The 13,009-nt window shown below is 40.5% G+C and carries 11 protein-coding genes and 1 pseudogene; 8 read left to right on the top strand and 4 right to left on the bottom strand.

Annotated features, from left to right (window positions below; translation table 11 throughout):
• The 5 genes and pseudogenes from PNIG_RS00930 to PNIG_RS00950 all read left to right on the top strand — a co-directional run bounded on the left by PNIG_RS00930 (position 1) and on the right by PNIG_RS00950 (position 6,151).
• Entirely contained in the window at positions 1-1,065 is a 1,065-nt protein-coding gene (locus PNIG_RS00930; protein WP_089367581.1) for an OmpA family protein, read from the top strand.
• Positions 1,066-1,361: 296 nt separating this feature from the next.
• Positions 1,362-1,529, top strand: a pseudogene (locus PNIG_RS20340) (hypothetical protein); the annotation flags it as partial.
• A complete protein-coding gene (acnB, locus tag PNIG_RS00940; RefSeq protein WP_089367583.1) occupies positions 1,477-4,074 on the top strand; it encodes a bifunctional aconitate hydratase 2/2-methylisocitrate dehydratase in 2,598 nt (865 codons plus the stop codon). The pseudogene PNIG_RS20340 and the gene acnB, both read left to right, overlap by 53 nt.
• 199 nt (positions 4,075-4,273) lie before the next feature.
• The gene (locus PNIG_RS00945; RefSeq protein WP_011326903.1) at positions 4,274-4,906 is read left to right on the top strand and encodes a 2OG-Fe dioxygenase family protein; all 633 of its coding nucleotides are present in this window, start codon (positions 4,274-4,276) and stop codon (positions 4,904-4,906) included.
• 9 nt (positions 4,907-4,915) lie between these two features.
• Complete coding sequence (locus PNIG_RS00950; protein ID WP_089367584.1) at positions 4,916-6,151, top strand: cysteine desulfurase-like protein; 1,236 nt, start codon at positions 4,916-4,918, stop codon at positions 6,149-6,151.
• A gap of 19 nt (positions 6,152-6,170) precedes the next feature.
• On the opposite strand, the gene PNIG_RS00955 is transcribed toward PNIG_RS00950, so the two are convergent.
• Positions 6,171-6,875, bottom strand: a complete 705-nt coding sequence (locus PNIG_RS00955; RefSeq protein ID WP_011326905.1) for a 2OG-Fe(II) oxygenase — start codon at positions 6,873-6,875, stop codon at positions 6,171-6,173.
• A gap of 33 nt (positions 6,876-6,908) precedes the next feature.
• Here PNIG_RS00955 and PNIG_RS00960 point away from each other — a divergent pair, with 33 nt between their 5' ends.
• Positions 6,909-7,307: an acyl-CoA thioesterase gene (locus PNIG_RS00960; RefSeq protein WP_011326906.1), complete on the top strand. Its 399-nt coding sequence runs from the start codon at positions 6,909-6,911 to the stop codon at positions 7,305-7,307.
• Between the two features lie 12 nt (positions 7,308-7,319).
• Here the strand turns inward: PNIG_RS00960 and glpD are convergent, their stop codons facing one another.
• From glpD to PNIG_RS00975, 3 genes are all read right to left on the bottom strand, one after another.
• Positions 7,320-8,825, bottom strand: coding sequence for a glycerol-3-phosphate dehydrogenase (gene glpD, locus PNIG_RS00965; protein ID WP_089367585.1), 1,506 nt, complete (start codon positions 8,823-8,825; stop codon positions 7,320-7,322).
• Between the two features lie 58 nt (positions 8,826-8,883).
• A complete protein-coding gene (gene glpK, locus PNIG_RS00970) occupies positions 8,884-10,389 on the bottom strand; it encodes a glycerol kinase GlpK (RefSeq protein ID WP_089367586.1) in 1,506 nt (501 codons plus the stop codon).
• Between the two features lie 202 nt (positions 10,390-10,591).
• On the bottom strand, positions 10,592-10,834 hold the full coding sequence (locus PNIG_RS00975) for an HP1242/YdcH family protein (protein WP_011326909.1): 243 nt from the start codon (positions 10,832-10,834) through the stop codon (positions 10,592-10,594).
• Positions 10,835-11,105: 271 nt separating this feature from the next.
• On the opposite strand from PNIG_RS00975, the gene PNIG_RS00980 reads away from it, so the two are divergent.
• Together PNIG_RS00980 and PNIG_RS00985 are read left to right on the top strand one after the other, a co-directional pair.
• Positions 11,106-11,687 (top strand): anthranilate synthase component II, encoded by a 582-nt coding sequence (locus tag PNIG_RS00980; RefSeq protein WP_011326910.1) that lies wholly within the window; start codon positions 11,106-11,108, stop codon positions 11,685-11,687.
• 45 nt (positions 11,688-11,732) lie between these two features.
• The gene (locus PNIG_RS00985) at positions 11,733-12,893 is read left to right on the top strand and encodes an HDOD domain-containing protein (RefSeq protein ID WP_011326911.1); all 1,161 of its coding nucleotides are present in this window, start codon (positions 11,733-11,735) and stop codon (positions 12,891-12,893) included.
• The last annotated feature ends 116 nt before the right edge of the window (positions 12,894-13,009 follow it).

Here is a 13,009-nt window from a genome sequence, read left to right on the forward strand (position 1 = left end):
ATGAAATTAAAATCACTTACAATCGCAATCGCGTTAGCTGCAACTAGCGCATCAGCATTTGCAGCAGAAAAAACTGAAGGTTTTTACATTGGTGTGTTCGGTGACTATTACGATGCATCTTGGAAAAACTTGAACATGTACCAAAACTTGGAAGTTAATGAATCTGCAAGTTGGGGTGCTGAAGTTGGTTACCGTTTCAGTGATTACTGGAGTGCACGTCTTGAGTATGCAGATATGGACTTTAATGCATTTCTTAAAAATCCGATTCCTAATGGTAATCGTAACGACGTAGAAGGCGAGCGTTTTGGTGTTGATGCACTTTACCACTTTGGTGGCGGTCCTTTCTATGGTTTATTTGGTATTAAAGAAGTAAAAGTAGCAACAGATAATACTTTCTTAAACGCAGGTGTTGGTTACCAGCACTTCATTACAGACGGCTTATTTGTTAACGCAGAAACATCTGTTTATCAAGGTCTTGACCGTGGTTATACCGATGTGAACGCTAAACTAGGTATTAACTACTTATTTGGTCAAAGTTCAGTAGCAGAAGAGCCAGTTCAACCAGCTCCAGAGCCAGTAATTGTTGAAGTTGCACCAGTAGATAGCGACAACGATAACATTCCAGATGCAGATGATCAGTGTCCTAACACACCAATGACAGATGCAGTTGATGGCACAGGTTGTACTTTATACGAAGATAAAGAAGTAACTGTAAGCTTATTAGTGACTTTCCCTAATAATACCTCTGCAGTATCTACACAGTACTTAAACGATATCGATAAAGTAGCTGAGTTCTTAAAAGAGTACCCAGATACAACTGTTCTTTTAGAAGGTCATACTTCTTCTGTAGGTAAAGCATCTTACAACAAGTGGTTATCTAAAAAACGTGCTGACGCAGTAGCTAAAAAATTAGTAGCTGATGGCGTAGCAGAAGACCGTATTACTACAGTTGGTCTAGGTGAAGAGCGTCTTAAAAATGAAGCGAACACTAAAGCAGCACACGAAGAAAACCGTCGTGTAGAAGCGCATATCAAAACGATTAAAAACGTTAAAGTTTTACGTTAATAAAATCGATTGAATTACAAAAACCCAGCTTTACGCTGGGTTTTTTTATGTCTGTTAAAAACTCAAATTAAAAATAAATACTAATGATTCTTACTTAATAAACATTCATAGAAATTGATTTTACTTTATCTACTATTCATAATACTTATAGTCGGTATAATCAGTTGCTGAACTGGATAGATTTTCATCTACCTACAAAAGCTTTATAATTAAGCGTTAGAATACTATAAGTATTGGGTAACATTGCGCTTATGAAGCGCTACCGAATACTTTCACGTCACCAAGAGGGCAATATTGTGCTACAAGAATATCGTAAACACGTAGAAGAACGTGCCGCGTTAGGTATCGTACCAGCGCCATTAGATGCTCAGCAAACGGCTGATCTTATTGAATTAATCAAAACTCCACCGGCTGGGGAAGAAGAGTTTATTCTCGACTTATTTGCTAATCGTGTACCGGCAGGGGCCAGCGCCATTAGATGCTCAGCAAACGGCTGATCTTATTGAATTAATCAAAACTCCACCGGCTGGTGAAGAAGAGTTTATTCTCGACTTATTTGCTAATCGTGTACCGGCAGGTGTTGATGATGCAGCTTATATCAAAGCAGGATTTTTAGCGGCAGTTGCTAAAGGTGAAACTAATTCTCCACTACTTTCTAAAGAAAAAGCGGCAGAATTATTAGGTACTATGCTAGGCGGTTACAATATCGCACCTATGATAGACCTACTTGATGACGACACACTTGCACCTATCGTAGTAAAAGGCCTTTCAAACACATTATTAATGTTTGATGCATTTTACGATGTAGAAGAAAAAGCAAAAGCGGGTAACACATTCGCTAAGCAAATTATTGAGTCTTGGGCAAATGCAGAATGGTTTACTAATAAACCAGCTGTTGCTGAAAAGATTTCAGTTACTGTATTTAAAGTAACTGGCGAAACAAATACGGATGACTTATCACCTGCACCAGATGCATGGTCTCGTCCAGATATTCCACTACATGCTTTAGCTATGCTAAAAATTGAACGTGATGGTATCACTCCTGACAAACCAGGCGAAGTAGGCCCAATCACCCAACTAGAAGAATTAAAAACTAAAGGCTTACCACTAGCTTACGTTGGTGATGTTGTTGGTACGGGTTCTTCACGTAAATCTGCAACTAACTCAGTGCTTTGGTTTATGGGCGATGATATCCCGTTTGTACCAAATAAGCGTGTTGGCGGTGTATGTCTAGGTAATAAAATTGCACCAATCTTCTTTAACACTATGGAAGATTCTGGCGCTTTACCAATTGAGCTAAATGTTGATGAACTTAACATGGGCGAGCAAATTGACATCTACCCATACGAAGGTGTTGTTAAGCAGCATGGTACTGATAAAGTAATCTCTAAGTTTGAACTTAAATCTGAAGTGATTTTAGATGAAGTTCGTGCTGGTGGTCGTATTCCACTAATCATTGGTCGTGGTTTAACAGACAAAGCACGTACATCACTTGGTTTAGGTGCTACTGATATATTTAAAGTACCAACAGCAACTGAAGTATCAGATAAAGGCTTTACACTAGCGCAAAAAATGGTTGGTAAAGCATGTAACGTTGCAGGTATTCGCCCAGGTCAATACTGTGAGCCTAAAATGACAACTGTTGGCTCGCAAGATACAACAGGTCCTATGACACGTGATGAGCTTAAAGATTTAGCTTGTTTAGGTTTCTCTGCAGACTTAACAATGCAGTCTTTCTGTCATACATCGGCATACCCAAAACCTATTGATGTAAACACGCATCACACGCTTCCTGATTTCATCATGAACCGTGGCGGCGTTTCACTTCGCCCAGGTGACGGTATTATTCACTCATGGTTAAACCGTATGTTATTACCAGATACCGTAGGTACTGGTGGTGATTCGCATACACGTTTCCCATTAGGTATTTCATTCCCAGCTGGTTCGGGTGCAGTAGCATTCGCAGCAGCAACAGGTGTTATGCCTCTTGATATGCCTGAGTCAATTTTGGTTCGTTTTAAAGGCGAAATGCAACCAGGTATCACATTACGTGACCTTGTACATGCAATCCCTTACTACGGTATCAAGCAAGGCTTATTAACAGTTGAGAAAAAAGGTAAAATCAACGAGTTCTCTGGTCGCGTACTAGAAATTGAAGGCGTTGAGCACCTAACTGTTGAGCAAGCGTTTGAATTATCAGATGCATCTGCTGAGCGTTCAGCTGCAGGTTGTACGGTTAAGCTTTCAAAAGAGTCTATTTCTGAATACCTAGAATCAAACATTGTTATGCTTAAGTGGATGATCTCTGAAGGTTATGGCGATGTACGTACGATTGAACGTCGTATTAATGCAATGCAAGACTGGTTAGCTAATCCTGAGCTTATGGAAGCAGATAAAGATGCTGAATACGCTCACGTAGTTGAAATCGACTTAGCTGAGATTAAAGAGCCAGTTCTTTGTGCTCCAAATGATCCAGATGACGCGCGTTTACTTTCTGATGTTGCTGGCGAGAAAATTGATGAAGTATTCATCGGTTCTTGTATGACTAACATTGGTCACTTCCGCGCGGCTGGTAAGTTACTAGATGGCTTTAAAGGTCAACTACCTACTCAGCTTTGGGTTGCTCCACCTACTAAGATGGACAAAGACCAACTAATTGAAGAAGGCTACTATGGCATCTTTGGTCGTGTTGGCGCACGTATAGAAACTCCAGGTTGTTCATTATGTATGGGTAACCAAGCACGTGTTGCAGATAAAGCAACGGTAGTGTCTACCTCTACACGTAACTTCCCTAACCGTTTAGGTAATGGTGCAAATGTATTTTTAGCATCATCTGAACTTGCTGCAGTTGCGGCAATTATCGGTCGATTGCCAACTGCTGCTGAGTATCAAGAATATGCAGCGAAGATCAATGCAACAGCGTCAGATACATATCGCTACTTGAACTTCCATCGCATGCCTGCTTACACTAAAAAAGCAGACAACGTGATCATTCAACAAGCAGTATAATTTTTACAGCTTATTTAAAAACCCGCTTTTGCGGGTTTTTTATTGGCAAAAATAAATTTTAGATAGTTAATGTTGTTTTTTTGCATTTATTGTATTAATTTTGGTGGTTAATTGTTTTGAAGTTAAATAATAAAGCAATAAATCCTCTTTGCATGCATTAAAATCCCTGCAATATTATAATTACTATAGCAGGATTTTTATGACCGCTTTAAACCCCCAGAATTTACTGCAGCTGCGTTTTATTAACCAAACAAATATTGATTTGGTTAAGCCTTCTTTTGATAACCTGCCGACTAATCCTTATGCAGATGGCGCCTTTCGTAAACGCCGTTACTCTGTAGTTAAACTACAAAATGGTGAGCTAAAGCTACAAGCAACAAAAGCATTTGTACAAGATGATGCAATTAATACCTTTCAGGGTAATGTTGAGCGTAGTTACGAAAATTTAGAGCAAAGCCTACTTGAGTCAGCGGGCATGAAAAGTATTGTGAATGAGTTTCGTCAAATTACCGGGATTGATGAAGAACGTGATATCGAAATTCACCAATTTCGTATGTTAGCCATTGATAGTGATACGCCTGCAGCGCCAGAAGGCGTGCACCAAGATGGTTTTGATCATGTGTGTGTATGTGGTGTATCGCATGAAAACTTAGAGGGCGGTGAATTGCTTGTATACGAAAACAAGCAAGCCGATCCCTGTTTTAAAATGGCCATAAAAGACGGTATGTTTGCAGTAATTAACGACCGTCAAGTGTGGCATAACGCTACTCCAATGAATAAACTTGATGCCAGTAAGCCAGGTTACCTGGATTGCTTTGTATTAACGTCTTAAGGAATGAGCATGAATATAACGCAATTACGTGAGCAATTTCCGGCATTAATGCAAAGCGTTAATGGTAAATCTCCCGTGTTTTTAGACGGCCCCGGTGGCTCGCAAGTACCGCAATCGGTACTTAACGCTATGACTGCTTATTTGGGTTATTACAACTCAAATTTAGGTGGAGCATTTTTCTCAAGCGATAAAACCGTTGAGCTAATGGCAAATGCTCGCCAAGCTGCTGCCGATTTACTCAATGCGCCCAGCTCACAACAAATTGTATTTGGTCCGAATATGACCAGCTTAACGTTTAGCTTTAGCCGCGCAATTTCACGCGACTGGCAAGCGGGTGATGAAATTATTGTCACTAACGCGGATCACTTTTCTAACGTTTCGTCGTGGCAGCAAGCCGCAGAAGATAAAGGTGTTAAAGTTAATACTGCGCTTATTAACGAAACCGACTGCACACTCAATATGGCCCAGTTCGAGAGTTTACTAAACAGTAATACTAAGCTGGTAGCGGTAACTTATGCTTCAAATACCACAGGTTCAATTAACAATATTAAACGTATTGTAGAGCTTGCCCACAACGTAGGCGCACTTGTTTATGTTGATGCCGTACATTATGCACCGCACGAACTTGTAGATGTACAAGCGCTTGATTGCGACTTTTTAGCCTGCTCTGCGTACAAGTTTTTTGGCCCGCATTTAGGTATGGTTTATGGCAAAAAAGAGCACCTTGAAGGATTTACCCCGTACAAAGTTGAGCCAGCTAAAGACGTAGCGCCTGGTCGCTGGGAAACCGGCACGCAAAGCTTTGAAGCCATGGCTGGTTTTATAGCGGCGGTTGATTACATTGCAGCAATTAGCGAGCTTGACGACAGCCATTCACGCCGCGAAAAGTTAAGTGTTGCCTTTGCTAAAACCAAGCAACACGAAATGGCGCTGAGTGAATACTTTTTAACGCGCTTAGTTAATTACCCGCGTATTAAATTGTTTGGTATAGATGATTTAGATCGTTTAAATGAGCGTACGCCTACTTTTGCGTTAACTTTTGAAGGTTTAGAGCCGCGCGCTGTATCTGAATGTTTAGGTAAGCAACATATTTGTGTATGGGATGGCAACTTTTACGCGCAAGGTTTGTGTGAGCAATTAGGCGTACTTGATAAAGGTGGCGTAGTGCGCATTGGTTGCATGCACTACAACACCACCGCAGAGCTTGATCAGTTATTTAATTTGTTTGATGAGCTACTAGGTTAATATACATAAAAAAGGTGCGCTAGCTCTTTGGCGCACCGTATATTTGCTCTGCGCGGTTAAACAGTACCCACGAGGTTAAAATATACTTATCGTTAGATACTGGCTTATTGCCACGGTGAGTGTGAGTAAAGTAGCCGGGCGCTATTACCATAGTGCCTTTTTTAGGCGCAATTTTACGCTTTTGATAATAAAACTCCGTTTCCCCACCTTGTTCAACATCGTTCAAATAAAACATAAACAGCAATACTCTATGTAGCGCCTCGTTATGATTTAACTGCGGATAAACTTCGCTGTGCCAATACGGGTAACCGCCTTTATTAACTTGGTATTTTTGCGCCTGAATATTTCCTAGCCTAAAAATTTGCTGCACTAATAAGGGCAGTTGTGGTTTACCCACTTCATCAAAGTTTGCGTGTGTTAAGTCAACAGGTTCGCCACTTTTAGGGTGATACACTTTTAGGCCAAAGGCACCAATCATAATAAAAATATGTTCTTCAATGTATTTAAAAACATACTGTGCAGTGGTTTGTTGAATGTGTTTTAATTGCTCAACGTATTCCGGATGATTGTTTAAGTGCAAGTCGTGGCTATCTTTTTTATTTAAATCGATACCGCCAGATGTCATCCCTTGTTTTATATGCGGGCTTTGAGAAAAGGTAGTGATAAAGTTATCACAAAAGTCATTGCTGAGCGCGTTATCGTATACGCGAATAAAGTCCGTCATAGTTTACCTTTATATAATTATTATTGGATTATTATGTTTATTGAAAAAGTGATGCCGCGCTTTAGTGAAACAGATGCGCTAGGACATATTAACAATACCGTACTCCCTGTATGGTTTGAAGCTTCGCGTGCGCCTATTTTTAGGTTTTTTACCCCAGATTTAAACCCACATGACTGGAAGCTAATTATTGCCAAAGTCGAAGTGTCGTTTGTTGGTGAGTTATTTTATGGCCATGAAGTAACCATTAAAACCTCAGTAGAGCATGTAGGTACCAGCTCATTTGTATTACGCCAAGAAGCTCACCAGCAAGGTAACTGCTGTGCAGTTGGTAAAACGGTATTGGTACGTTACGATTTTGCAGCAAAAGCAAAGCAATCGCTTTCAGTATCTGAAAAATCGTCACTTAATGAGCATTTAGCCCCGGCTAGCTAGTTTGGTAAATGTTTACAGCGGTATTGAGCCATTATAATTTTGAATATACTGGCTCAGCGCTGTTATTTGCTCAGTATTAAAACGCAAACCTAACTTACTACGACGCCACAATATATCCTCGGCGCAGCGAGCCCACTCGCTATTAACTAAATAATTTACTTCAGTGGCGTATAAACCATGGCCAAAATGCTGGCCTAAATCAGCTACGCTTTGGGCATCTGTAAGTAGGGTATAAGTGCCAGTACCGTAACTGCGTATAAAGCGATTTAAAATAAACTCAGGCAACCATGCATACTTTACCTGTAGTTGTTGCTTTAATACTACCTTTGATGAAAAGTCGCCACCGGGTAATGGAGTATTTTTTGTCCATGTTTGGCCCATATGCGGATAAAAGCTGGCGAGTTCGTTTACTGCGTTTTCAGCGAGCTTGCGATAAGTGGTAATTTTCCCACCAAATACACTTAGCAGTGGTGCCTGGTTATTATTGCTCGATAATATCAGTTTGTAGTCGCGAGTAACGGCTTGTGCGTCGCATGAGTTATCATCTAGTAAGGGGCGTACACCACTAAAGGTATGCACTATGTCGTTATGAGTAAGTTGTTTTTTAAAGTAATTATTAGTAATGCCAATTAAGTAATCGACTTCTTTATCGCTAATTTTTACATCTGCTATATTGTCGCTGTATTCTTCATCTGTAGTGCCAATCAGTGAATAGTCATCTTCAAATGGGGTAACAAAAATAATACGCTGATCTTTATTTTGTAAAATATAGGCCTGCGGCTCAGTGTGAATACGCGGCACAATAATATGGCTGCCTTTAACTAAGCGAATATTATGTGGCGACGGCCCAGTAATTACCTCATCAAAAAGTGATGCAACCCAAGGGCCCGCTGCATTAACAACTCCTTTAGCAACTATAGAACATTGCTTTTTGCTACCTTGTTGCTCTAAGGTCACACTCCAATTATTGTTATTGCGAACTGCTTTAATACAGCGCGTGCGGCTTAAAATGGTTGCACCTTTTTGCTGTGCTGCTAACGCATTTAAAATAACTAACCTCGAATCATCAACCCAGCCATCAGCGTATTCAAAACCGCGGGTAATAGTATTATTCAATATACTATCGCGGGTAAATTTAATTGATTTTGATGCGGGTAAAGTAATGCGTTTGGCAAGATGGTCGTATATAAACAACCCAATTCTAATCATCCAGTAAGGGCGTAAATGCGCTTGATGTGGCAGCCTAAAAGATAGCGGCCACATAATATGTGGGGCATTTTTTAATAACACTTCACGCTCTTTAAGTGCCTCTTTTACTAGCCTAAATTGGTAATGCTCTAAATAGCGTAGTCCACCATGAATAAGTTTACTGCTACTTGATGATGTAGCAGAGGCTAAATCATTTTGCTCACACAGTAATACTTTTAAGCCTCTACCGGCGGCGTCAGCCGCAATACCAGTGCCATTAACGCCACCGCCAATAACCAGTAAATCATATTCATTATCGAGTAATTTCACTGAATACCTCTTTATTAATTTAAGCGATGGCATATCAATAGCCAATAACACTATCGCATTAGCAGTCGTCTTTTGTTGCGTTATTTGAAAGTGTGACTTGTGCTATACAGTGCTGCCATTTTGCGTATAAATCGTTACGTTCATCTATGCTCATGGTTGGTTCAAAACGACGGTCGCATTGCCACATAGTAGCTAATTGCTCCGTTGACTTATAAATCCCAGTTTGCAGCCCTGCTAAATAGGCAACACCCAGAGAGGTTGTTTCTGTTAGCGCTGGGCGTTCCACACTTGCGCCTAAAATATTAGCTAAAAACTGCATGGCCCAATTATTTTTTGCCATGCCACCGTCCACGCGCAAAATACTTGGACGCAGGCCATCACCTTCCATGGCTTTTTGTAAATCTTTGGTTTGATAGCCAACAGACTGCAGCGCCGCTGCTACTATAGTGCTAATGCCCGAATCACGGGTTAAACCTAAAATAGCACCACGGGCATTGGCATCCCAGTATGGGGCGCCTAAACCGGTAAACGAAGGCACTAAAAATACGCCGTGATCCAGTGGCACGTCTTTGACCATAGCCTCGCTGTCGCCGGCATGTTCAAGTAGCTTTAAGCCCTCAACAATCCATTGCATAGTGGCACCCGCCATAAAAATACTGCCCTCTATAGCGTAGGTCACTCTACCATTGAGCCTGTAAGCCACAGTAGTTAATAAGCGGTTATTAGAGGTAAGGGCTTTATCGCCCGTATTAAGCATTAAAAAGCAGCCCGTTCCGTAGGTACTTTTAGCCATGCCTTCTTTAAAGCAAGCTTGGCCAATTAATGCGGCTTGCTGATCCCCCGCCATAGCGCAAACTTTAATCGGTGCACCAAAAATTTCACTGCTGGTACTGCCAAACTCGGCTGCGCTGTCCATCACTTCTGGAAGCATAGAGTGTGGAATATTAAACTGCGTTAGTAACTCTTCATCCCAACATTGCTGATGTATATTAAATAATAGTGTACGTGAGGCGTTGGTGGCATCGGTACGGTGTACTTTGCCAGCGGTTAAATGCCACAGTAAATAACTGTCAACCGTACCAAATGCTAGCTCGCCGGCTAGCGCTTGTTGCTGTGCATCGGCAACATTATCTAAAATCCAGCGAATTTTAGTGGCTGAAAAGTACGGATCTAATAATAGCCCGGTTTTATCGCTAATTTTTTTACTGAGTTTATCGCTACGTATTTGCTCGCAATACTCGCTGGTACGGCGATCTTGCCACACAATGGCATTATAAATTGGTTGGCCAGTCTTTTTATTCCATACTAAAGTGGTTTCGCGCTGATTAGTGATACCAATGGCAATGACCTGCTCGGCTGTAACCTGGTTATTAGCCAGTACTGTTTTACAGGTACTTAGTACGGTTTGTAAAATATCGTTAGGGTCGTGCTCAACCCAGCCATTATTGGGAAAGTGCTGCGGGAATGTTTGCTGAACAGTATCAACTACCTTGGCATCTTTGGTAAATAAAATAGCCCGAGAGCTGGTAGTTCCTTGATCAATCGAGAGTATGTATTTAGACATAAGCTTAACGTTATTTATCTTAGATACAGATAGCTTGTCTGCAAGTTAAATTAATAGCAATGCTTTTTAAATATTAGGAAGGGCTGTTATAGCTATAACGCTGTAATTTATACCAAGGGTGGTGGCAGTGTATATTAAGAAGCAAGGGTAATAAGAGCCCATAAGTCAGAGGGCTCTTAAATACAATGGGTATAAATTGCGCTTAGCTGGCTTTTAACAGTTGTTGATGTAGCCAATCTTTTAACACCACACGGTCATGTTTTAATTGCAGCATTTCCTCGTCATCGATAGGCGCGTCTTGCAGCTCTAAGGTACGAATTTCTTTATCAAGCGCGTTGTATTTTTTGGCTTTATCTGCAAACTCTGGATCATTGCTATTGAGTTTTTTAATGGTATTTAGGTGCTCAGGAAAGTCTTGAGTTAATGAATGATCTTCGCCTAACATAGGTACTCCTTAACGGTGCGTGTAATAAATGTGTTTTAAAAATAACACGCTTAGGGTTTAGTTAAATTCAGATTGTATGGGTATTTATGTACGCCATAATATTAGAGCTGGGGGTTGCTTGAGTATAAATCAACACATAGCCGTTATTAATTATTATTACGGAAATACTTATATATCACTATACAAAGCACTGACACTCAAAGATGCTTAAGTTAGAATACAAAATGCAACAACTCCTCGCAAACAATAACTATTTTGAGTGCTTTATTACATGCTTTTAATGATCGACAATTACGACTCGTTTACCTATAACTTGGTACAGTACTTTCAGCGTTTAGATCAAGAGGTACTGGTTAAGCGCAACGACCAAATAACGCTTAGCCAAATTAAGCAGTTAAATCCTCAACATATTGTTATATCACCCGGTCCTAAAAGCCCAAGCGAAGCGGGTATTTCATTAAGTATTGTTGAGCAATTAAAAGGGCAGTATCCTATTTTAGGAATTTGCTTAGGGCATCAAACTATTGCCCAAGCCTTAGGAGCAAAGGTGGTGCGTGCTAAAAAAGTAATGCACGGTAAAACATCGCCAATTTACCATAGCGATCAAGGAGTATTTAAAGGTTTAGCTAAGCCCTTAACGGTCTGTCGGTATCATTCTTTAATTGTTGAGGCACAGTCGCTGCCTAAAGAGTTGCAAGTAACAGCCTGGACACAAACCCAGCAAGGTGAGTTTGACGAAATTATGGGATTATTACATACAGACTTAGCACTTGAAGGTGTACAATTTCATCCGGAAGCTATTTTAACTGAGCAAGGTTTAGCGTTACTTGATAACTTTTTAACTCGCTTCTAAGCTTATAGTATTAAGTAAATATCATTACATTAAAGACAGAGAGCCATGACCGAAATAGTGCAGCAACCGCGTATTGTTAAAATGCTTAATCAACGAGCACATGATTTGCTGCTTGGTCATAACTTTGCTCATCAACAAATTGGCTTTATTCATACGCTAGAAATGGACTATGGCGAACCACTAAAGCAACGCACATTACTTGAAGTAGAGGTTGCCGCTCAGCAAAAGCGCAAGCTAAAAAGCACCGCGCATCATAAATATCGTGCAGCAGCGAGCGAGCAACTGCATAAAGCAATAGAAAAAATGATGTCTGAGCAGCTTAGCGATATAGACAGTGTTATTCAAAACACCATAGGTGTAGAGGACAGCGTATGTGCCATGTTAGATATTTTAGCCACAAAAAGCGCATCGGTTGGGCGCTTAGAGCCCTTAGTTAACGACCTAAGCTGGCTTGGCAGAGAGTTAGTTACTTTAGTTAACTTGCCTTATTATCGTAATCAGCGCAGCAAAAATACCGCAGTGAAAGTAGATAGCCCCGCTTTAGCGCTGCGTTATATTGGCCTAGATAACTTACAGCTAGTAGTACCAACTTTTGCAGTGCGCCATTGGATGCCTTATAGCACAGAGCCTTTTTCGTTACTAAAAAGGCGCTTAAAAGAAAGCGCCATGGCGAATGCTATTGCTGCACAAAAAATTGCTGAAGTTAACGAGGTTAACCCAAGCCATGCTTTTACTTTAGGGATGTTATTAAACGTGGGGCAAATAGCCTTAGTGCGTTTATATTTAAAAGTGTTTGAGCAAATTTGGCAGCGAAAAGTACAATTTGCTCGCACTACAGCGAATAAAGGCTTGCATACTGCATTGCTAGAGCTAAAACCAGACCCTTTATTTTTAACCACCTTACTGAGCGAACAGTCGTTGGCTATTAGCGCTAAAATAATTGAAAAAATGGCCTTTAAGTATTTGCCGTTTAATAGCGTAATGCAGCAACTCGTTAATGGTGTAGAAAAAGGCGATACAGCGCTGCCTTTAACGCAGGTAATGCTAAAAGCACGATGTTACTCTCAGTACTTAACGCTAAAGCAGCATCAGCTAGTTGAACCGGATGAAACGCTTAGTTGGTTTTCGTACTTTAAGTTCACCAAAAAAGAGCTAAAAGCACTCCAAGCAAGCAATTTTAATAATCTTGCTATTCAAATTGATTAAATTTGTTAATTTTTTTGCGACTATCCATTCACTTTTTATTATCTCTTTTCAATACATTTCCCCGTTTAAAGTGAGGCGCGCTCGTTGTTCAGGCGCTTTATTGGCTAAAAACGAGT

The organism is Pseudoalteromonas nigrifaciens (assembly GCF_002221505.1).
Lineage (GTDB): Bacteria > Pseudomonadota > Gammaproteobacteria > Enterobacterales > Alteromonadaceae > Pseudoalteromonas > Pseudoalteromonas nigrifaciens.